Source organism: Streptomyces sp. NPDC090798, from assembly GCF_044768965.1.
Classification (GTDB): Bacteria; Actinomycetota; Actinomycetes; order Streptomycetales; family Streptomycetaceae; genus Streptomyces.
In genome coordinates this window covers 143,800-163,884 of sequence record NZ_JBIVXA010000017.1, presented here as the reverse complement: position 1 = coordinate 163,884, position 20,085 = coordinate 143,800, and the positions used below count along the sequence as shown (strand labels likewise).

Below are 20,085 nucleotides of genomic sequence, written 5' to 3'. Positions count from 1 at the left end.
GTTCGCGGTACGCCGTCGCCGTACGGTCTTGACCGTATGGCTGCTCGTCGTCGCCGCGATCGCCACTCTGGGAATCGGTTTCGCGGGGAGCTTCGACTCCAAGTCGGACATCCCCGGATCGGCCGCCCAGAGCGCCCTGACCAAGATGGACCGGCATTTCGGGTCGTCCGACCACCAGAGCGCGGAGATCGTCTTCGAGGCCCCGACGGGCACCTCGTTCAAAGACCCGGCCAAGGCCACCGCGCTGAAGCAGTCGCTGACCGCTGCGGCCACCGTGCCCGGCGTCACGTCGGTCAGCGATCCGATGCGCAGCCAGACCGTGTCGCCGGACGGGAAGACGGCTGTCGCCCAGGCGGAGTTCTCCACGGCCAAGGACCAGGACGTTCCCCAGGCCGACCTTGATGCCCTCAAGGACACCGGAGCCAGCAGCCGCGCCGCAGGGATCGACGTGCTCTTCGGCGGCGACGCCTACAAGCAGTCCACGGCACCGGTGGGGCCGACGGAGGGGATCGGCGTACTCGTGGCGCTGGCCGTTCTGGCGATCACCTTCGGTTCTCTGCTGTCCGCAGGAATGCCGCTGGTCACCTCCCTGCTCGCGGTGGTGGCGAGCATGACGGGGCTGATGGGCCTGTCCTCGGTCCTGAGCATCTCCGACAACGCGCCGACGCTCGCCATCATGCTGGGCCTCGCGGTGGGCATCGACTACGCCCTGTTCATCGTCTCGCGCCACCGCACCGAGCTGGCACAGGGCCGCAGCGTGAAGGACGCCGCGGCCCGCGCGACCGCGACCGCGGGGAGCGCGGTGGCGTTCGCCGGACTGACCGTGGTCATCGCGCTGGCCGGTCTGACGGTGGCGGGGGTTCCGGTGCTCACCTCGATGGGCCTGAGCGCCGCGGCAGCGGTGACCGTTGCGGTCGCCATGTCACTGGGGCTGCTGCCGGCCCTCCTGGCAGTCGCCGGGGAGAGGCTGCGCCCCAAGCCCGGTTCACGAGCCGCACGAAGGATGCGCAGCTCCCAGGATCCGGCCGCCAAGCCTTCGATGGGGGCGCGCTGGGTCGGGGCCGTCGTGCGCCGTCCGTGGCGGGCGGTCATCACCGTCACCCTGGCTTTGGCCGCACTCGCCGTGCCTGCCGCCCAGCTCCAGCTCGCCCTCAGCGACGACGGCAGCGAACCCACGTCGACCGCCGCGCGCCAGGTCTACGACAAGATCGGTGACGCCTTCGGTCCGGGCGCCAACGGCCCCCTGGTCGTCCTGGTCACCGGCGCGCCGAAGGGTGCTCTGAAGGACACCGGCCGGGAAGTCGCCAAGGATCTGTCCGGGATGAGCGGCATCACGCGCGTCAGCCCTGTCGACTACTCCCCGGACGGAGCCGCCGCCCGGGTGCAGGTCATCCCGACGACGGGACCCCGAGATCCGGCGACCAGCACCCTGGTCACCCGTTTGCAGGATCGTGTGGCGCCGCTGGCCAAGCGGAGCGGCAGCGACATCGCCGTCACCGGCCAGACCGCCGTCAGCATCGAGGTCTCCGACAAGCTCAGTGCCTCCCTGCTGCCCTTCGCCCTCGTCGTTGTCGGACTCTCGCTCCTGCTGCTGATGTCCGCGTTCCGTTCCATCGCCATCCCCGTCAAGGCCACCGTCGGCTTCCTGCTGTCCGTCGGCGCGTCCTTCGGCGCGATCGTCGCCGTCTTCCAGTGGGGCTGGCTCGCCGGGACGCTCGGTGTGCCCTCCACCGGGCCGATCGCCAGCTTCGTGCCCATCATCGTGATGGCCGTCCTGTTTGGCCTGGCCATGGACTACGAGGTCTTCATGGTCTCGGCCATGCGCGAGGAGTACGTGAGGACGAAACGGCCCCATGCTTCGATCATCGGCGGTGCCCGGCACGCCGCCCGGGTCGTCACCGCCGCCGCACTGATCATGGTGGCCGTGTTCGCGAGCTTCCTGTTCGGCCACGATCCGGCGATCATGCCGATCGCCCTGGCCCTGGCGATCGGCGTCCTCATCGACGCCTTCGCTGTCCGGATGACGCTGGTGCCGGCCGTCATGTCGCTGCTGGGTCATCGCGCGTGGTGGCTGCCACGCCGGCTGGACAAGTGGCTGCCCGACCTGGATGTCGAAGGGGCACGCCTGAAGGAGAATGAACCGGCACCCGCCCCCGTGGCACACCTCCACAGTCCCCGGCAGGACGTCACTTCATGAACTCCCCGCACACGGTCCTCGTCGTCGAAGACGACGCCGGCATCCGCGACCTGATGGCCTCAGCCCTGCACTTCGCGGGCTTCGACGTCCAGCTCGCCGAGGACGTACCGCAGGCGCTCACCCGTCTCGCGCAGCACACCCCGGACGTCATCGTCCTGGACGTGGGCCTGCCGGGAGGCGATGGCTTCGAGGTGCTGCAGCTGATCCGCTCGCGCGGCGTCACGGTGCCGGTGCTGTTCCTGACCTCCAGGGACGCCATCGAGGACCGTGTCCGGGGACTCCGGCTCGGCGGCGACGACTACGTCACCAAGCCCTTCAGCGTCGTCGAAGTCGCCGCCCGCCTCCAGGCCCTGATCCGCCGCTCGCGCGGCAGCGCGGGTCCCGCGGCCGACGACGGCATCCTGCGCTACGCCGACATCGAGCTCGACGACAAACGCCACGCCGTCACCCGCGGCGGAGACACCGTCGACCTGTCTCCCACCGAGTTCCGGCTCCTGCGCTACCTGCTCTCCCACCCCGGCCATGTCATGACCCGCTCCCAGATCCTGGAGGCGGTCTGGCAGTACGACTTCGGCGGAGACTCCGTCGTGGTGGAACGCTTCGTGTCCAACCTGCGCCGCAAACTCGACCACGGCCGCGAACCCCTCATCCACACGGTCCGCGGCATCGGCTACAGCCTGCGCCGGCCCTCCTCATGAAAAGACCGCGCCTTTCGTCACTCAGACCGCGCCGGCTCGCCACCATCCGCGGGCGGATCCTCATCGGCGTCCTCCTGCTGCTCGCCGCCGGGCTTGTCGGCAACTCCGTCGCCAGCGCCGTGACCCTGCGCAACTACCTGGATCACCGGGCAGAGGTATCCCTGCGGGCATCCGGCGACCGCGTTCACCAGATGCTCTCCGCCGGCCCTCAGACGGTCAACGGAACCCAGCTGTCCGCTCTGATCTCGCCCATCCTCGGCATGACCGTCATCGGCCCCGACGGCACCGTCGCCGACCAGGCAGGGGAGGGCGTGCCGAAGGCGATCAACGGCCTGACCGCCGGCCGACTCGACCAGGTCGTCACCATCAAGGACGACCCAGCGGTGCCCGACCTGATCGCACTGCGCATCCCCACCAGCGGCCTGACCGTGAAGACCTCCGAAGGGGAGGTGACCGCCTCAGCGGTCATCCTCACTGTGCGCACCGACATCGACCGGGTCACCGTCACCGACTTCATCTCCAGCCAAGCCACCATCGTCGGCATCACACTCCTCCTGGCCTTCGCCACCGCGCTCCTGGTCCTGAAGTTCGGCCTGCGGCCGCTGGGCCGTATGGCCAATGCCGCCGACGCCATCGCCTCCGGCGCCCGCGACGAACGCCTGCCCACCTACGGGGACCGCAGCGAGACCGACCGCCTGGCCACCGCCGTCAACCACGCCTTCGACGCCCAGGCCCGCGCAGAGGACAACATCCGGGCCTTCGCCGCGGACGCCTCCCACGAGCTGCGCACCCCGCTTGCGACCATCTCCGGCTGGCTCGACCTCTACCACCAGGGCGGCCTCACCACCCCCACCGAACTCGAACGGGCCCTGGAACGGGTCGACGGCGAGGCCGGCCGCATGCGCCTGCTCGTCGAGGAACTCTCCCTGCTCGCCCGCCTGGACGCCGGACGCCCCCTGGAATCCGAACAGGTCGACCTGCTGCGCCTGGCCACCGACGTCGTCGAAGACGCCGGCGTCGTCGCCCCCGACCGCACTGTCCGGCTGCACGCCGCCGGGCCCGTCCATGTACGCGGAGACGCGTCACGACTCCAGCAGGTCCTCAACAACCTCGTCGGCAACGCCATCCAGCACACCCCGGCCGGCACCGCGATCGACGTCTTCCTCGAGTCGTCCGGCGGCGAGGCCGTCATCCGGGTGACCGACCAGGGGCCCGGGATCGCGCAGCGAGACCTCTCCCGCGTGTTCGACCGGTTCTGGCGAGCCGAGGCCAGCCGCGGCCGGGCCCGCGGCGGCTCCGGACTCGGTCTGGCCATCGTTCAGGCGGTCGTCCACGCCCACGACGGCACCGTGCGCGTCACCTCGCACACCGGCTCGGGGACCACCGTCACCGTCACGCTCCCATCCCTGCCACCACCACGCTGACCACGTGGAGCACAGGGTGGCCAGAGACACGCCACGGCACCCTCCCGGAAAGGAATCAGCAATGAACCCATTGACTGTTTGCTATAGCAGGAGTCAGTCTGGGCGGCATGACGAAGGACACCCTCGGCCCCATGGAGACGACATCGCTGGCCGACCAGGCGTACCGGCGGCTGCGCGAGGCGATCCGCGAGGGCACCCTACGGCCGGGCGAGAAGATCACCGAGCGGGACCTCGCGGCTCGCCTGGGAGTGAGCCCCACCCCGATCCGGGAGGCGCTGCGCCAGTTGGTCCACGAGAAGGTCGTCGAGCGGGTCGGGCCGCGCTCGCTGCGGATCGCCGACCACTCCGCCGCCGCCCGCAGCGAGATCGTCGAGGCGGAGGTCCGCCTGTCCGCCCTGATGGCCCGCCTCGCGGCCCGCCACGCCACAGCCGCCCAGCTGACCGAGCTCGTCGGCCTCCTGGACCGCGCCGACCATCTGGTCTCCCAGATCGAGCGGACACTGGCCGACCAGGGAATCGATGCTCCGGTGGCCGACCAGGTCACCGCCGTGTTCCGGCTGCTGCGCGAATTCCACCACCACATCGAAGCCTGCGTGGCCAACCCGGTGTTGGAGGGCCTGCTGGCCCAGGCCCGCGCGTTCAGCGACGAGGAACGCCTCGACCTCACCGTGAAGCTGGCCCCCGGCCGGGCCGAGAGCTTCCGCGGCCGCTACCGCGAGCACCGCGCGCTGCTCGACGCCCTGCTGGAGCGCGACGAGGACCGCGCCGAACAGCTCGCCGCCGCCCACCACCGCGCCGCACTCGTCCAGCTGTCCAGCACCTGACCCCCTTCGTCAGCTGTCCGCCCGTCGGCCCCTCGGGAGGCCGCCGACGCGCAGACACCACCATGTTGCTATAGCATATGGCATAGGAGCCGTCATGTTGCACGACGAACCACCCCAGCCCCCCGCGTCGGCGGCTGCACCGGCCACGCTCGAGGCCGCCTCCGCGGCCCTACGGCCAGAGCGCATGAGCGGGAGCGCCGTCCTGTGGGTCACCCTCGCGATCTTCGCCCAGGAGTCGGTGTGGAACTTCTACGACGCCCAAGTCCCCGCTCAACTACGCCACTTCGTGTCCTCCGCCACCGTCATCGGCCTGATCATGGGCCTGGACACCGGGCTCGGCGTCATCATCCAGCCCTGGATGGGTCTGATCTCCGACCGGCTGGCCCCGCGCCGCACCGGACGCTGGCCCATCGTGGTAGCCGGGGCGTGCGTGGCGGCCGTGCCCTTCGCGCTGATCCCGTGGGCCACCAGCCTGCCGATGCTCATGCTCTGCATCTTCGCGTTCGGCCTGACCGCCAACTCCTTCAAGGGCGTCACCGAGACCCTGGTCTCCGACTACGTCGCACCCGAACAGCGCGGCAAGGCCCAGGGGTTCATCAAGGCCGGTGTCAGCCTCACCATCATCGTCTCGGCACTCATCAGCCTGCTGGTGGTGGACCACAGCCTCAAGGCCGCCTTCGCCATCCCGCCGGTCCTGATGATCGTCATGGTGGCCCTCTCCTACCGCTTCCTGGGCCGCCGCCACCCCGCGGCGCTTCGCCGCGAGGACACCAACACCGACCAGGCTGACCGGTTCTCCTCGCCGTGGGCGGTCCTCAAGGACCTCGTACGGGAACCGAGCCGGGCCCGGCTGCTGCTCATGGCCGGCATTTTCTGCTTCGCCGGCATGTGGGCGGCACTGCGCTCGCTGACCACCCCGTACGGCACCGAGGTCCTCGGCATGACCCGGGGCGCAGCCGGCGGCATCGCCCTGCCGGGCGCGATCGCCTTCCTCGTCTGCGTCGTCCCGCTGGCCTACCTCTCGCACCGGCTCGGCGAGCTCCGCATGATCCGCTACGGCATCGCCCTGTTCGTCGCGGGCCTGCTCGTCGGCTTCGCCGAACCCACCCCGGCCTTCACCGCCGCCTCCGTGGCCATCGCCTCGATCGGCTACGCGGTCTTTTCCGTCAACGGCCTGGTCGCCCTGTGGAGCCTGGCGCCCAACAACCGTGTCCTGGGCGCCTACACCGGCCTGTACACGGTGGCCTCGGCCTCCGGCATGGCGCTCGGCCCCGCCCTGCTCGGCGCCACCGTCGACCTCACCGGCTGGCGCTACATGCTCCTCAACGCCTCCGCGTTCGGCGCGGTCACCTTCGCCGTCTTCACCCTTGTGGCCCGCCGCGCCGAGCGGCCGCTCGCAACTGCTTCGTGACCCTCACCCGTACGACAGAAAGCCGCTCTCATGGACATGCGTATCCTCGCCCCGACTGGAGCCCTCGGCGCCGGTTTCGACACCGCCGCCCTGGATCGGGGTGTCGCCGCCCGCCCGCACGTGATCGCCTGCGACGCCGGCTCCACCGACTCCGGCCCCGCGGCGCTGGGCTCCGGCACCCCCAAACTCTCCGCCCAGGCCGTCACGCGTGACCTGCGCCTGCTCCTGCGGGCCCGCGAAACCCTCCAAGTACCGCTGATCATCGGCTCCTGCGGCACCAGCGGACGCGACGACGGCGTCGACCTGGTCGCCGGCCTGGCGCGAACCATCGCCGCCGAGGACAACCTGCACTTCAAACTCGGCCTCATCTACAGCGACCAACCGGCAGAACGACTCCAGCACCTGTACGACCAGGGCCGCATCCGACCGCTCGCCAACGCCCCGGTCATCGAACGGGAGTTGTTCCAGCGCAGCCACACCGTCGCCATGATGGGCGTCGAACCCATCCAGGAAGCCCTGCGTGACGGCTGCGACGTCATCCTGGCCGGCCGGGCCAGCGACACCGCCCTGTTCGCCGCCCTGCCCCACCTCAACGGCGCCGACCCCGGCCTCACCTGGCACATGGCCAAGACCATCGAATGCGGCGCCGCCTGCGCCATCCCGCCCGACGCCAACGGCCTCCTGGTGACCCTGCGCGAGGACCACTTCGACGTCACCACCCTCGCCGACGGCAGCCGCCTCACCCCGCGCTCGGTCGCCGCCCACACGCTGTACGAGAACGCCGACCCATTCCACATCGCCGAGCCCTCCGGCGCCCTCGACACCACCCACGCCACCTACGAGGCCGTCGACGAACGGACCGTCCGCGTCAGCGGCGCCCGCTACATCAAGGCCGACGGCTACACCAACAAACTCGAAGGCGCCGAACTCGTCGGCTACCAGACCGTCATCATCGGCGGCGTCCGCGACACGGTCGTCATCGAGCGCCTCTCCGAGCTCCTGCCCATGGCCAAGAAGTACTTCGACGCCAAGATCCTCGACGTGTTCGACGGCCAGGTCGACCCGGACACCATCGACATCGACTACCGCCTCTACGGCACGGGAACGATCCTGGCCGGCACCGAACCCACCCCCCTGCAACCCCAGGAACTCGGCGTCCTGATCACCGTCACCGCACCCGACCAGGACACCGCCCACGCGATCTCCACGTTCGTCGCCCACGCCTCCTCGCACCTGCCCATCCCCGAGTACGACGGCCTGGTCTCCACCCTCGCCTACCCCTATTCACCGCCGGAGACGGACCGCGGCCCGCTCTACCGCTTCACCCTCAACCACGTCGCCACCGACGTCACCCCCACCGAGCTGTTCCGCACCACCACTGAAGAGGTCTGACCATGGCCACGCTGCTCGACTACTGCTCCCTCGTCCGCTCCAAGAACGCCGGTCCCTTCACCCTCACCTTCGACTTCATGTGCCGCGACCAGCACACCTACGAGGCACTCACCAACACCGGAATCCTCAACCGGACCCTGTTCGCCGGACTGTTCAACACCACCGAGAACGAGATCCTGGTGGTCAACCACCCGCTCGCCCTCGCGGTCAAGGTCTCTCTGCCGCGCCCCTGCGTCCAGGGAGACCTGCACGACAGCGACTGCTACGCCGGCCAGCAGTACGCCCCCCTGATGCAACTCCAACTGCCCGAACTCCCCTGAGCCTGTAAAGCTGGACAAGGCCGGACTCGGCGTGCACGCGGACACCGTCGGAGTACCTGACCACTGGTCACTGGAGTCAGCGAAAGGCCGGCAAGGTCTGATCAGGACCGGTCACAGACGCCGGCACCCGCACGCCGCGCTCCGGCCCTTGCCGATCTACGGGACGTGTCCCTCCCCACCATGTGACGCCACCGAGCCCAGTTGGACCAGACCAATCCTGTCCGGATCGTTGACATGTACGTCACCCGCCGCAATTCTGAGAGCGCTCTCAACGAGATCCGGACGGCTCCACTCCGGCCGGAATCCACCTCGTTGAAATCCCCCCACCCAAGGAGAGAGCGAGTGCCCAGACGGCTCAAATGGCATGCCCTGGCAGTGGCTGCGGCCACCGCCACCACGGCGCTTCTCACGTTCGGCGCCCCCTCCCACGCGAACGCGGCCGTCCCGACGACGATCCCCCTGAAGTTCACGAACAACTCCGGCCGCAGCGAACCCGTTTACATCTACGACCTCGGAACACTCCTCTCGACGGGCCAGCAGGGCTGGGCCGACGCGAACGGCACGTTCCACGCCTGGCCCGTCGGCGGCAATCCGCCGACTCCCGCACCCGACGCCTCGATCACGGGACCGGCCAACGGCCAGTCGAAGACGATCCGGATGCCCAAGTTCTCCGGCCGGATCTACTTCTCCTACGGCCAGAAACTCGACTTCCGCCTCACCACCGGCGGTCTGGTACAGCCGGCCGTGCAGAACCCGAGCGACCCCAACCGCAACATCCTCTTCAACTGGTCCGAGTACACGCTCAACGACTCCGGGCTGTGGCTCAACAGCACCCAGGTCGACATGTTCTCGGTCCCGTACGCCGTCGGGGTCCAACTCGCCGACGGGAGCACCAAGAACACCGGCCACCTCAAAACGGGCGGCTACACCGGGTTCTTCAACGCCCTGCGCGGTCAGCCGGGCGGCTGGGCCAATCTGATCCAGACCCGGTCCGACGGCACCGTCCTGCGGGCGCTGGCTCCCGGTCACGGCATCGAGGCGGGCGCGCTGCCGGGCACCGTCATGGACGACTACATCAACCGCGTGTGGCAGAAGTACAGTTCGTCGACGCTGACGGTGACGCCGTTCACCGATCAGCCGAACACGAAGTACTACGGGCGGGTCTCCGGTGGCGTCATGAACTTCACCAACAGCGCCGGAGCGGTCGTCACCAGCTTCCAGAAGCCCGACTCGGACAGCATCTTCGGTTGCTACAAGCGGCTGGACGCCCCCAACGACCTGGTACGCGGACCCATCTCACGGACCCTGTGCGCGGGCTTCAACCGCTCCACACTGCTCACCAACCCCAGCCAGCCGGACACGAGCTCGGCGAACTTCTACCAGGACACGGTGACCAACCAGTACGCCCGCAAGATCCACGCGCAGATGGCCGACGGCAAGGCCTACGCGTTCGCTTTCGACGACGTCGGCAACTACGAGTCCCTCGTCCACGACGGCAACCCCCAGCAGGCGTACGTCACGCTGGACCCGTTCAACTGACGGACACCGAAGGGCTAGTCGGACACCGGACAGGTGGTCCGCTTCACGAGGTCGTGCCAGCCGGACTCCAGGCGTTCCAGGGGCATCCCGCACTGTCGCGTCAGGTGGTGGATCAGGGCGGGTTCCAGGTAGCCCATGAGGGTCTGGGCGAGGAGAACGCTGTCCGCGCCGGGCACGGCCTCGCGCAGGAGCATGGAGACGTGGGTGAAGCGGACGCGGTACGGGGCGGAGCTGAACCGGCGGGAGGCGTCCGGCTCGGCGGCGATGTACAGGTCGAGCCGGTCGTGGATCTCGCGCAGGACGCGGCAGCCGAAGGCGTGCAGGCGGTCCGCCGGTGACGCGCCGGGGCCGAGAGGTGGCGGCCCGCTGAGGAAGGCGGCCTGGAACCGCTGCTCGGTGTGGTCGAGCAGGGCCATCAGCAGGCCGGTGCGATCACCGAAGCGCCGGAAGACGGTTCCCTTGCCCACCGAGGCCGCGACGGCGACGGCCTCCATCGTCACATTGGCGACCCCGTGCTCCTCCACCAGGCGGGTGGCGGCCTCCAGCAGCCGGGCGCGGTTGCGCGCGGCATCGGCGCGGAGCTGGGGCACGGCAGGACCGACGGTCAGCTCCAGCGGGACCGGGGCTCCCGAGGGTTCCTGCCCTCTCGGGAAGGGCGGAAGTGGGGTGGACATGAACACAGCGTAACGGCAGACGGGGACAACTGGACCCTGGTCCGTTTAGCTGCTACAACATTAAACAGACCAGCAAGCGGACCTCGGTCCGCTTTATTGCCGTAATGTTTCGTCCCCGGGAGTTCCCCATGTCCGTACGCATCCTCGCGCTCGTCGGCAGCCTTCGCGCCGGCTCCCACAACCGCCAGCTCGCGGAGGCGGCCGTCAAGCTCGCCCCCGAGGGCGCGGAGATCGAGCTGTTCGAGGGGCTCGCCGAGGTCCCGTTCTACAACGAGGACCTTGACGTCGAGGGCAAGGTGCCGGCCGCCGCCACCGCCCTCCGTGAGGCCGCGGGCCGCGCCGACGCCTTCCTGCTCTTCTCGCCGGAGTACAACGGCACGATCACCGCTGTCCTGAAGAACGCCATCGACTGGCTGTCGCGTCCGTACGGCGCCAGCGCCTTCACCGGCAGGCCCGCCGCCGTGGTCGGCACCGCTTACGGTCAGTTCGGTGGCGTCTGGGCGCAGGACGAGGCCCGCAAGGCCCTGGGGATCGCGGGCGCCGCCGTCCTGGAGGACCTCAAGCTCTCCGTTCCCGGCTCCGTGACCCGCTTCGCCGAGACCCACCCGGTCGACGACGCCGAGGTCGCCGCCCAGCTCACCGAGGTCGTCGCCCGTCTGCACAGCCAGGTCGGCACCGCCGGCGCCTCCTGACGACTCCCCCCCAGGGCCGGTCCGGTACCCGGACCGGCCCTTCGCGCGTTCCCGGCAGCCGCCGACCGCCCCCAAACGATCCCCGTTTGTCAGCGATCTTGGCGGAACCGAACCCTCCGGGCCAAGATGCCCGCATGAAGGGTGATCTCTTTTCCAGTGACCACATGGTCATGCCCGCCGTCGCGCCGGGCATGACCATCCAGAACGCCAAGTCGATCAAGTACGCCGTCAACGGCGACATGCTCGCGCGCCAGGGGGCGATGATCGCCTACCGGGGGAATCTGCAGTTCGAGCGCAAGGGCCAGGGCGTGGGCGGCATGCTCAAGCGGGCGGTCACCGGTGAGGGACTGCCGCTGATGACGGTGCGCGGGCAGGGCGAGGCCTGGTTCGCGCACGAGGCGCAGAACTGTTTCATCATCGACATCGAGCCGGGCGACCTGTTCACCGTGAACGGGCGCAACGTCCTGTGCTTCGACTCCACACTGTCGTACGAGATAAAGACCGTGAAGGGCGCGGGCGTCGCCGGCGGCGGCATCTTCAACAGCGTCTTCAGCGGTCACGGCGGACTGGGGCTGGTCTGCGAGGGCAACCCGCTGGTGATACCCGTCTCGCCGCAGCAGCCGGTGTACGTCGACACGGACGCGGTCGTCGGCTGGACCGCGCAGCTCCACACCTCGCTGCACCGCTCGCAGTCGATCGGTTCGATGCTCCGCGGCGGCTCGGGCGAGGCCGTGCAGCTGAAGCTGGAGGGCGACGGCATGGTCGTCGTACGGCCGAGTGAGGCGACTCCGCAGAAGACACAGCAGCACTGACGCCGGGGCAACCGGCGCAAGGGACCCCGCCGGATGGCGGGGCCCCTTCTTCTCGTGCCGTCCGTCAGCGCCCTGCGGCCGGGGTGTTGGCGGTGGTGACGTTGACGGCGGCCCACGCCGCGTCCACCGCCCGGTACTCGGTGCTGGTCGCCCCGTACATGTCGGCGGCGGCCTCGAGGGTCGCGGTCCGCGCGTCGTGGAAGTCCGTCGTGGAGACCATGTAGCGGGTCAGCGCGCGGTAGAAGATCGCGGTCGCCTTGGCGCGTCCGACGCCGGTCACCCGTGAGCCGTCGTACGTCGGCGAGTCGTACTTCACACCGCCGATCGTCTTGCGGCCACTGCCCTCGGCGAGCAGGTAGTACGCGTGCGAGGAGACGCCGGAGCCGGCGTGCACCTCGGTGTCGTACGCCGCGGGCGACCAGTAGTCGATGGTGCCCTCCAGCTTGTCCAGGGAGGGGTGGTCGAGGCGGCGCAGGAACTTCTGGGCGAGGCCCAGCTTCTCGCCCATGAGGTAGTTGGGCGGGTTCTTCGGGTTGTTGGCGGAGAACTCGACGTTGGACCCGAAGACGTCGGCGAGGGACTCGTTGAGTGCGCCCGGCTCGCCGTACTGGTTGCCGTCCGCGTCCACCCGGGTGGGTTCGAGGGCGGCGGTGGCGTCGACGACGCCGTGGGTCAGCTCGTGGCCCGTGACGTCCAGGACCACCAGCGGCTTCTTGAACATGGCGCCGTCACCGTCGCCGTAGAGCATGCAGCCGCATGTCGAGTCCCAGAAGGCGTTGCCGACCTTGCGGCCGAAGTGGACCATCGCGCGGGCGCCGGCGCTGTTGTTCCTGATGCCCTTGCGGCCGAAGGTCTTCTTGTAGAAGTCCAGCGTCTGGGTGATGCCGTACTGGGCGTCGACCGCGGCGGTGGTCCGGTTGGCGGTGGTGCCGGTGCCCCACTTGTTGGTGGTGCTGGTGAACTTCGTGCCGCGCGAGAAGGCTTCCAGTGCCGCGCCCTTGGCGTCCCGGGTCTCGGTGTTCCAGCGGGTGGGGTCCTTGAGGAGGAAGCTGGTGCGCGCGGTCCTGGTCGTGGTCAGCGTCACCTTGCCGGCGAAGAGGGAGGTGCCGCTGCCGGTGGCCTTGACCGGGTAGCGGGCGGCCGCCGTCGCGCCGAGGAGACCGGACGGCTGGGTGGCCACACCCGTCACCGGGCTCGCCGTCTCGCCCTTCTCGCGCAGCGTCTTCTCCAGGTGCGGCGAGATGAACTCGTCGCTGTCGGGAGTGTTGCTGCGGATGCGGCCGCTCTGCGCGTCCACGACGACCGTGCGGGAGCCGCCGGCCTCGGTGGTGTCGCTGTCCGTCACGCGCACCTGGTAGGCGAGGGCGGCGGCGCCGTCGCGGGCGTCGACGACGAGTGCGGCGCTGCCCGCGTCGCCCTGGGCGACCGCGGCGGCCTTCTGCTCGGCCTGCTGGGGCGTCAGCTTCGCCTCGGTCGTGGCCGGCTTGACGGCGTGGTCGGCGGCCCGGGTCACGCCCAGGTAGGCGGACTGCTTGCCGAGGTGGACGACGAGGTCGCCGCCGAGCACCGGGAGCCCTTGGTGGCTGCGGACGAAGCGGACGTGCTGCTTGCCGTCCGGGTCCGTCATGACGTCCGTGGCCCGCAGGGTGTCACCCGGACCGACACCGGTGGCCGGAGCGTGGGCGAACGCGGCGGCCCTGGCGGCCTCCACCGGCGAGGAGGCCGAAGTCGCGGCGCGGGCGGGCGAGTCGGGCGCCGCGAAGGCGGGGCCCGTCGGAAGCGTGGCCGCCGTCGTCACCGCGACGGCGATCGCCACGCGGCGTATGTGGGGTCTACGCACGGAGTTCCTTCGAACGGGAGCGGCCGGCCTCGCCAACCGCCCTGAGGCACGGCGCCGTTGAACGCCGTGGAGGCTGTCGGGCCCTCCCGACAGATGCGAGGAGGGGGGCGGTGGTTGCCCGACGAGGTCCACCAACCCGCACATGTGATCGAGGTCGCAGCGCCTCCGGCCGCCGGCGGGGGAGCCGGAGGCGAGCAGGTGTCAGATCGTGCGGTGGGCGAGGGAGGAGAGGAGGGTCCGCAGGTCCGTGGCGGGACGTGGGGCCAGGGAGGCTCCCGCCAGCAGGGTGTCCGCCGCTGCGAGATGCCGACGCGCCGCGCTCAGGGCCGCCGAACGGCCGCCGGCCCGCTCGATCAGGGTCGCCGCGCGGCGTACCGCGCCGTCGTCGAGGACGGCGGTGAAGGCGAGGAGTTCGGCGAGCGCGGAACGGCTCGGCGCGGCCAGGGCGGCGAGAACGGGGAGGGTCTTCTTCCCGTGCCGCAGATCACTGTGCACCGGCTTCCCGGTGACGGCCGGATCGCCCCAGATGCCGAGCAGGTCGTCGGCGATCTGGAAGGCCACCCCGAGATGCCGTCCGGCGCGGTCCAGGGCGTCGGCGGTCTCCTTCGGCGCGCCCGCCAGCTGGGCCCCGAGGGCCAGCGCGCAGCCGAGCAGCGCACCGGTCTTGTGCTCCGCCATCGCCTCGTACTCCCCCGCGCTCACCGCGTCGGGGCCGGTCCACGGGCGGTGGGCGAACAGCAGGTCGTCGGCCTGACCGCGGACCAGGTCACGCGAGGCCCTCGTCAACCGCCCTACGGCCGCCGCGGCCTCGGAGGTCGGGGGCGGCGCGGTGAGGGTCTCGACGGCCAGGGCGAAGAGCGCGTCGCCCGCGAGGACGGCGGGGCCGGTGCCGTACGCCTTCCACACCGCAGGGCGCCCGCGGCGCAGCGCGTCGCCGTCCATGATGTCGTCGTGCAGGAGGGAGAAGGTGTGCAGCAGTTCCACCGCCACCGCGCCCGCCACGCCCGCCTCGGCGGAGCCTCCGGCCGCCTCGGCCCCGAGCACGGCGAGTGCCTGCCGTACGCCCTTGCCCTGGCGGTGGGTCGTGGGGGCGCCCCCGACCTCGCAGCGGCCCAGCGCGTAGCCGGCCATCTCCGCCACCCAGGGGTGCAGCCCGTCGATCGCCTCCTCGAGGGCCGGGGCGACCAGTTCGCGGCAGCGCGCCAGGATCTCCGGGGCGGCGGGCGGCGCCGTCAGGACCGTACGGGGAGAGGTCATCGGGCGGCCTCCGGGTCCGCGTCCTCCGCCGGGGTGAGGCCGAGTTCCGTCCGCGCCCGTTCGACCATCTCCCGGGCGTGCCGCAGCCCGATTCCCTCCAGCACCCGGGCCAGTTCCGTGAGTTCGGCGGCGGTCTCGGCGTGATCGCGGCCGAGCCTGGCCAGGGACTTGACCAGCCCGAGCCGCGACAGCGCCCGCCCGCGCGGCTCGCTCATCGCCTCGAACTCCGCCAGGGCCTGCGCGTAGAGGTCCCGGGCCCGCTCGTAACGCCCGGCCCGGTAGAGGACGTTGCCGCGCATCTTGTGGTTGTAGGCGAGTGCCCCGGACAGGTTCATCGCCCGGCAGGACACCTCAGCCTCGCTCAGCAGTGCCAGCGCGCGGTCCGGGTCCCGGTCGCGTACGGAGACGATGTCCGCGAGGCCGCGCAGGGCCCAGGCGTGGCCGCGCCGGTCCTCGGCGCGCGCGGCGATCTCGGCCGCTTCCTCGAACATGGCGTACGCGGAGTCGTAGGCGCCGGTGTTGCGGTGTATCTGCGCGATGCCCTCCAGGGCCCACACGGTGTGGCGGGCCTCGCCGCGCTTGCGGGCCTCGGCCAGCAGTTGTTCGTGCAGGACGGTCACGGCGGCGTAGTCGCCCTGGATGCGGCCGGTCTCCGCCATGCCCGCCAGGGAGTAGCCGCGTACGACGACGTCCCCGGCCTGCTTGCCGAGTTCGGCGGCCAGCCGCAGCAGCCGCCAGGCCAGCGGGAACGCCCCGCGCTGGCGGGCCAATGTGCCGCCGCTCCACAGCGCCCACGCCATCGCGCCGGTGTCCCCGGCCTCGCGGGCGGTGCGGTAGCTCGCCTTCCACGCCCGGTCGGCGTCGGCCACCTGCCCGAGCCTGCGGTGCGCCTCGGCGACCGCCAGGCCCGAACGGGCCGCCTCGGCACGGGCGCCCACGCGCTCGGCGGCGCGCAGTTGCTCGGTACCCGCCGCCAGGACATCGGTCAGCGAGGAGTTCACGGACAGGGTGGTCAAAGCGCCCTGGTATTCCGGGGCGAAGGCCTTGCCGTACATGGATCCCTTTCGATCGGCCGACTTTCACGGATCGGCGGCTCCCGACGACTCGACTATGCACCTCACGTATACACACCTTGTATACACGGAGAGTATAGTGTGCTGGATTTCCACTCGGGAATCCGTGCCCCATCGCGGTTGCCACGTCGCCCACCCGTTGCCGATCAAGACGGCGACGGCGTGCACCAGGTTGCCTGCCGCGAAAAAGAAGCGCGAACCTCCCTCGTCGCAGGCATAGTTGGACCCCGTGTCGGACAGAGAACCAGAAGCGCAAACGATCCCCGAGGGCCCGATGCGTCCCGGTGAGTTCCCGATCGACGTCTCGCTCGTGCGACGACTGCTGGCCGCGCAGTTCCCACGGTGGGCCGAGCTGCCCCTGAAGCGCTTCCCGTCGGCGGGTACCGTCAACGCCCTGTACCGGCTCGGCGACGACCTGGCCGTACGCCTCCCCCGGATCGAAGGGGGCGCCGAGGACGTGGGCAAGGAGGCGCACTGGGTGCCGCGGCTCGCCCCGCTGCTCCCGGCCGCCGTCCCCGAGATCCTTGCCACCGGCACACCCGGCGAGGGCTACCCGTGGCCCTGGATGGTGCAGCGCTGGCTCGACGGCGAACCCCCGCGCGCCGGCCGTCTCACCGATCCGCTGCCCCTGGCCGCCGACCTCGGCGCCTTCGTGGCCGCGCTGCGCAGGGTCCGGCTGCCCGACGGGCCGACCGCCTACCGGGGTGTGCCCCTGTCCACCGCCGACGCCATGACGCGCGCCGCGCTCGACGAGCTGCGCGGCACGATCGACACATCGGCCGCCACAGCGGCCTGGGAGGCGGCGCTCGCCGCGCCCGCGTGGACCGGTCCGCCGATGTGGGTCCACTCCGATCTGATGCCCGGCAATCTGCTCGCCCGCGGGGGCCGGCTCGACGCCGTGCTGGACTTCGGCACCGTCGGCGTCGGCGACCCGGCCTGCGACCTCATCCCGGCCTGGAACCTGCTCCCCGCCGGGGCGCGGGACACCTTCCGGCGGGCGGCGGGCGCCGACGACGCCACCTGGGCGCGGGGGCGCGGCTGGGCCCTGTCCATGGCGCTCGTCCAGCTCCCGTACTACCGCGTCACCAATCCGGTGATCGCCGCCAACGCCGAGCACGTCATCCACGCGGTCCTCACGGAGGCCGGCACCCTCGCGGAGGCCGACGCCGGGCCCTGAACATCACAATGGAACGCATATTCGAATACGGAGTACGCTGGAGGCATGTCCACGCACCTCCAGGGCTCGCTGTTCGACCAGACCGACGAGCTCCACCTCAGTCAGCTGAACGCGATGCGCCGGACGGTCCTGGGCGACGGGGCCTGGATCGACCTGTTGCCCGGATGGCTCGGCGGCGCCGACGCCCTGTTCGCACGGCTCGTCGACGAGGTGCCGTGGCGGGCGGAGCGGCGGCAGATGTACGAGCACGTGGTGGACGTACCGAGGCTGCTCGCGTACTACCGGGAGGGCGACGCGCTGCCGCACCCGATCCTCGACGAGGCGCGAGGGGCGCTGTCCGCGCACTACGCCCGTGAGCTGGGTGAACCGTTCACCACCGCGGGCCTGTGCTACTACCGGGACGGCCGCGACAGCGTGGCCTGGCACGGGGACCGGATCGGGCGGGGCGCACGGGAGGACACCATGGTCGCGATCCTCTCCGTGGGCGCTCCGCGCGACCTGTTGCTGCGCCCGCGCCGCGGCGGGCAGACCGTGCGGCGCCCGCTCGGACACGGCGACCTGATCGTGATGGGCGGCTCCTGCCAGCGCACCTGGGAGCACTCCATTCCCAAGACGGCGCGGGCGGCGGGGCCGCGGATCAGCGTCCAGTTCCGTCCGAACGGCGTGAACTGAGACGAACGGGGGCGTTCGTGTCCGGCGGCGCCCTTCGCCTCACGGCGTCAGGAGTGCCTGGACCGTGGGGCCGTACCGGTCGACGATGTCCTCGATCGGGGTCGCGCGCAGCCGGGTGCCGCGTGCGATGCCGTACATCGCGCCGAGGCCGAGCAGTGTGCCGACGGCGAGTTCGGCGCGCAGGTCCGCGTCGGGGCCGCTCAGCCGCAGGGCGAGGCGGTCGCTGACCTGGGTCCGGAAGTTGGCGCGCATGGTGTCGCCCTGGTCGCCCTGGCGCGGGGCGAAGATGATCCGCAGGACGGGGTCGGCTCCGCGCTCGGTCTGGCCGACGAGCACCTGGCGGACCATGTGGGGGCCGAGGTGGTCCAGGGGCGCGTCCAGGAGGGCGGCTGCGTCCGTCTCGAAGGACATCACGCGCCCGAAGAGCGCGTCCTTGTTCCCGAAGTACTTGAGGATCAGCGGAGCGCTCACCCCCGCCCGGTCGGCGATCGCCTTGAGCGTGATGTCCGCGTGGGCATGCCGGGCCATCAGATGGCGGGCCGCGCGGAGGATGGCCGCCTTCGTGGCCTCGGCGTCGCGACGCGGTGGGGCGATCGGGGTCGCGCTGAGGCCGGGGGGCGGAGTGGACACGGTGCTCAGGCTCCTTCGAATGCCTCGTCCCGAGGTGCGCCCGAACTGCTGGAGGCCCGTCGGGTGTCACGGACGGTGGGGTCGGCGGGTATGACGAGGGCGGCGGCACAGGCCACCAGTGCGACCGTACCCGCCATGGCGAAGGCCAGCAGATAGCCATGCAGCGTGGGTATCGGGGCACCGCCGACGAGGCTGGTGTGGTGGACCAGGATGGCGGCGACGGCGGCGCTGCTCACGGCCTGGCCGACGGTGCGCATCAGCACGTTGACACCGTTCGCGGACGCGGTCTGCCCGGCGGGCACGGCGCGCAGGATGAGGGTGGGCAGCGCCGAGTAGGAGAACGCCGTTCCCATCGCGCAGACCGCGGAGCCCAGCAGGATCACCACCAGGCTGTGGCTGTTGATGATGCGTATGCCGTAGCCGGCGGCGATGACCAGGGTGCCGATGGCCAGCGTCACCCGGGCACCGCGGGCCGCCGAGACGCGCGCCGAGACCGGCGAGAGCAGCAGCATGATCACCCCGCCGGGCAGCAGGACCAGACCCGTCGCCACGATGGACAGCTCGAGGCCGTAGCCGGTCGCCTTGGGCGCCTGCACCAGCTGCGCCGTCACCAGGGAGTTGGCGTAGAAGGCGAAGCCGGTCAGCAGCGCGGCCACATGGGGCAGGGCGACGCGGGGGCTGGTCGCCAGCCTCAGGTCGACCAGGGGCCGTTCGGCGCGCAGTTGCTGCGCCCACCACAGGCCGAGGACACAGACGCTCCCGACGAACAGGCCGAGAATCCGGGGGCTGGACCAGCCCCACTGGCCGCCCTGTGACACCCCCAGCAGCAGACAGGAGAACCCCAGGGCCAGGCCCAGCGCGCCGGTCATGTCGAAGCGGCCCGGCTCGCGGACGGGCGACTCGCGCACCGCCCACCAGGCCAGCGCCGTCCCGAGGGCGCCGACCGCGGTCGTCCCCCAGAACATGACGTGCCAGCTGGCGTACTGGACCACCATCGCGGCGATCGGGAGGCCGAGGGCGGCGCCGATCCCGACGGTGGAGCTCATCAGCGCCACCGCGGAACCCGTGCGCTCGGGCGGCAGTTCGTCCCGCAGGAGACTGATCGACAACGGTACGACGGCGGCCGCGGCCCCCTGCAGGGCCCGGGCCGCGATGAGTATGCGGATGTCGGACGTGAGGGCACACATGAGCGAGCCGACCGTCATCATCCCGAGGGCGATCAACAGCACCTTCTTCTTGCCGTACATGTCGCCGGCGCGGCCCAGCACGGGGTTGAGCACCGCTCCGGTCAGCAGCGTCGCCGTCACCATCCAGGACACGGCACCCGCCGACGCGCCCGTCAGCCGCGGCAGGTCGGGCAGCAGCGGCACCACCACCACCTGCATGACGGCCATGAGGCTCCCGCCGAGCGCGAGGACCGGGACCGTCAGTCGGTCACGCAGTGCCACCATGA

The 20,085-nt window shown here is 70.9% G+C and carries 18 protein-coding genes; 12 read left to right on the top strand and 6 right to left on the bottom strand.

Features of this window, described 5'->3' with window-relative positions; all coding sequences use genetic code 11:
- The first annotated feature begins 28 nt into the window (after positions 1-28).
- The 8 genes from ACIQTP_RS32130 to ACIQTP_RS32095 all read left to right on the top strand — a co-directional run bounded on the left by ACIQTP_RS32130 (position 29) and on the right by ACIQTP_RS32095 (position 9,805).
- The gene (locus ACIQTP_RS32130; RefSeq protein ID WP_403406516.1) at positions 29-2,197 is read left to right on the top strand and encodes an MMPL family transporter; all 2,169 of its coding nucleotides are present in this window, start codon (positions 29-31) and stop codon (positions 2,195-2,197) included.
- The gene (locus tag ACIQTP_RS32125) at positions 2,194-2,895 is read left to right on the top strand and encodes a response regulator transcription factor (protein WP_403406513.1); all 702 of its coding nucleotides are present in this window, start codon (positions 2,194-2,196) and stop codon (positions 2,893-2,895) included. The genes ACIQTP_RS32130 and ACIQTP_RS32125 overlap by 4 nt, the downstream gene beginning before the upstream one ends.
- On the top strand, positions 2,892-4,319 hold the full coding sequence (locus ACIQTP_RS32120; protein ID WP_403406511.1) for a sensor histidine kinase: 1,428 nt from the start codon (positions 2,892-2,894) through the stop codon (positions 4,317-4,319). The genes ACIQTP_RS32125 and ACIQTP_RS32120 overlap by 4 nt, the downstream gene beginning before the upstream one ends.
- Positions 4,320-4,426: 107 nt before the next feature.
- The gene (locus ACIQTP_RS32115; protein ID WP_403406508.1) at positions 4,427-5,143 is read left to right on the top strand and encodes a GntR family transcriptional regulator; all 717 of its coding nucleotides are present in this window, start codon (positions 4,427-4,429) and stop codon (positions 5,141-5,143) included.
- A 184-nt stretch (positions 5,144-5,327) separates the two neighbouring features.
- Positions 5,328-6,554, top strand: a complete 1,227-nt coding sequence (locus tag ACIQTP_RS32110; RefSeq protein ID WP_403406505.1) for an MFS transporter — start codon at positions 5,328-5,330, stop codon at positions 6,552-6,554.
- Positions 6,555-6,584: 30 nt separating this feature from the next.
- Positions 6,585-7,946, top strand: coding sequence for an acyclic terpene utilization AtuA family protein (locus ACIQTP_RS32105; RefSeq protein WP_403406502.1), 1,362 nt, complete (start codon positions 6,585-6,587; stop codon positions 7,944-7,946).
- A gap of 2 nt (positions 7,947-7,948) precedes the next feature.
- The gene (locus ACIQTP_RS32100; RefSeq protein ID WP_403406499.1) at positions 7,949-8,266 is read left to right on the top strand and encodes a DUF4387 domain-containing protein; all 318 of its coding nucleotides are present in this window, start codon (positions 7,949-7,951) and stop codon (positions 8,264-8,266) included.
- A 342-nt stretch (positions 8,267-8,608) separates the two neighbouring features.
- Complete coding sequence (locus ACIQTP_RS32095; protein ID WP_403406497.1) at positions 8,609-9,805, top strand: glycoside hydrolase family 64 protein; 1,197 nt, start codon at positions 8,609-8,611, stop codon at positions 9,803-9,805.
- A gap of 14 nt (positions 9,806-9,819) precedes the next feature.
- On the opposite strand, the gene ACIQTP_RS32090 is transcribed toward ACIQTP_RS32095, so the two are convergent.
- Positions 9,820-10,479 (bottom strand): TetR/AcrR family transcriptional regulator, encoded by a 660-nt coding sequence (locus ACIQTP_RS32090; protein ID WP_403406494.1) that lies wholly within the window; start codon positions 10,477-10,479, stop codon positions 9,820-9,822.
- 128 nt (positions 10,480-10,607) lie between these two features.
- On the opposite strand from ACIQTP_RS32090, the gene ACIQTP_RS32085 reads away from it, so the two are divergent.
- Both ACIQTP_RS32085 and ACIQTP_RS32080 read left to right on the top strand, forming a co-directional pair.
- On the top strand, positions 10,608-11,171 hold the full coding sequence (locus ACIQTP_RS32085; RefSeq protein ID WP_403406491.1) for an NADPH-dependent FMN reductase: 564 nt from the start codon (positions 10,608-10,610) through the stop codon (positions 11,169-11,171).
- A gap of 134 nt (positions 11,172-11,305) precedes the next feature.
- Positions 11,306-11,983, top strand: coding sequence for an AIM24 family protein (locus ACIQTP_RS32080; RefSeq protein WP_403406488.1), 678 nt, complete (start codon positions 11,306-11,308; stop codon positions 11,981-11,983).
- Between the two features lie 64 nt (positions 11,984-12,047).
- Here the strand turns inward: ACIQTP_RS32080 and ACIQTP_RS32075 are convergent, their stop codons facing one another.
- The 3 genes from ACIQTP_RS32075 to ACIQTP_RS32065 form a co-directional block, all read right to left on the bottom strand.
- Positions 12,048-13,823: a M4 family metallopeptidase gene (locus tag ACIQTP_RS32075; protein WP_403406485.1), complete on the bottom strand. Its 1,776-nt coding sequence runs from the start codon at positions 13,821-13,823 to the stop codon at positions 12,048-12,050.
- 201 nt (positions 13,824-14,024) lie between these two features.
- Positions 14,025-15,080 carry a polyprenyl synthetase family protein gene (locus ACIQTP_RS32070; protein ID WP_403406482.1) on the bottom strand — a complete coding sequence of 352 codons (1,056 nt, stop codon included), beginning with the start codon at positions 15,078-15,080 and terminating at the stop codon, positions 14,025-14,027.
- Complete coding sequence (locus ACIQTP_RS32065) at positions 15,077-16,135, bottom strand: tetratricopeptide repeat protein (RefSeq protein ID WP_403406479.1); 1,059 nt, start codon at positions 16,133-16,135, stop codon at positions 15,077-15,079. Before ACIQTP_RS32065 ends, ACIQTP_RS32070 begins: the two co-directional genes overlap by 4 nt.
- Positions 16,136-16,427: 292 nt before the next feature.
- Here ACIQTP_RS32065 and ACIQTP_RS32060 point away from each other — a divergent pair, with 292 nt between their 5' ends.
- Positions 16,428-17,330: an aminoglycoside phosphotransferase family protein gene (locus ACIQTP_RS32060; protein WP_403406476.1), complete on the top strand. Its 903-nt coding sequence runs from the start codon at positions 16,428-16,430 to the stop codon at positions 17,328-17,330.
- A gap of 45 nt (positions 17,331-17,375) precedes the next feature.
- Positions 17,376-18,002: an alpha-ketoglutarate-dependent dioxygenase AlkB gene (locus ACIQTP_RS32055; protein WP_403406473.1), complete on the top strand. Its 627-nt coding sequence runs from the start codon at positions 17,376-17,378 to the stop codon at positions 18,000-18,002.
- A gap of 39 nt (positions 18,003-18,041) precedes the next feature.
- Here ACIQTP_RS32055 and ACIQTP_RS32050 read toward each other — a convergent pair whose 3' ends face one another.
- Together ACIQTP_RS32050 and ACIQTP_RS32045 are read right to left on the bottom strand one after the other, a co-directional pair.
- Positions 18,042-18,641, bottom strand: coding sequence for a TetR family transcriptional regulator (locus ACIQTP_RS32050; protein WP_403406614.1), 600 nt, complete (start codon positions 18,639-18,641; stop codon positions 18,042-18,044).
- Entirely contained in the window at positions 18,638-20,083 is a 1,446-nt protein-coding gene (locus tag ACIQTP_RS32045) for an MFS transporter (protein WP_403406470.1), read from the bottom strand. The genes ACIQTP_RS32050 and ACIQTP_RS32045 overlap by 4 nt, the downstream gene beginning before the upstream one ends.
- Positions 20,084-20,085: the final 2 nt, after the last annotated feature.

Excerpts from the sequence above, each read along its gene's own strand:
- ACIQTP_RS32125 (WP_403406513.1), top strand. The coding sequence starts at position 2,194 with ATGAACTCCCCGCACACGGTCCTCGTCGTCGAAGACGACGCCGGCATC.
- ACIQTP_RS32120 (WP_403406511.1), top strand. The coding sequence starts at position 2,892 with ATGAAAAGACCGCGCCTTTCGTCACTCAGACCGCGCCGGCTCGCCACC.
- ACIQTP_RS32115 (WP_403406508.1), top strand. The coding sequence starts at position 4,427 with ATGACGAAGGACACCCTCGGCCCCATGGAGACGACATCGCTGGCCGAC.
- ACIQTP_RS32110 (WP_403406505.1), top strand. The coding sequence starts at position 5,328 with ATGAGCGGGAGCGCCGTCCTGTGGGTCACCCTCGCGATCTTCGCCCAG.
- ACIQTP_RS32105 (WP_403406502.1), top strand. The coding sequence starts at position 6,585 with ATGGACATGCGTATCCTCGCCCCGACTGGAGCCCTCGGCGCCGGTTTC.
- ACIQTP_RS32100 (WP_403406499.1), top strand. The coding sequence starts at position 7,949 with ATGGCCACGCTGCTCGACTACTGCTCCCTCGTCCGCTCCAAGAACGCC.
- ACIQTP_RS32090 (WP_403406494.1), bottom strand. The coding sequence starts at position 10,479 with ATGTCCACCCCACTTCCGCCCTTCCCGAGAGGGCAGGAACCCTCGGGA.
- ACIQTP_RS32085 (WP_403406491.1), top strand. The coding sequence starts at position 10,608 with ATGTCCGTACGCATCCTCGCGCTCGTCGGCAGCCTTCGCGCCGGCTCC.
- ACIQTP_RS32080 (WP_403406488.1), top strand. The coding sequence starts at position 11,306 with ATGAAGGGTGATCTCTTTTCCAGTGACCACATGGTCATGCCCGCCGTC.
- ACIQTP_RS32070 (WP_403406482.1), bottom strand. The coding sequence starts at position 15,080 with ATGACCTCTCCCCGTACGGTCCTGACGGCGCCGCCCGCCGCCCCGGAG.
- ACIQTP_RS32065 (WP_403406479.1), bottom strand. The coding sequence starts at position 16,135 with ATGTACGGCAAGGCCTTCGCCCCGGAATACCAGGGCGCTTTGACCACC.
- ACIQTP_RS32060 (WP_403406476.1), top strand. The coding sequence starts at position 16,428 with ATGCGTCCCGGTGAGTTCCCGATCGACGTCTCGCTCGTGCGACGACTG.
- ACIQTP_RS32055 (WP_403406473.1), top strand. The coding sequence starts at position 17,376 with ATGTCCACGCACCTCCAGGGCTCGCTGTTCGACCAGACCGACGAGCTC.
- ACIQTP_RS32045 (WP_403406470.1), bottom strand. The coding sequence starts at position 20,083 with ATGGTGGCACTGCGTGACCGACTGACGGTCCCGGTCCTCGCGCTCGGC.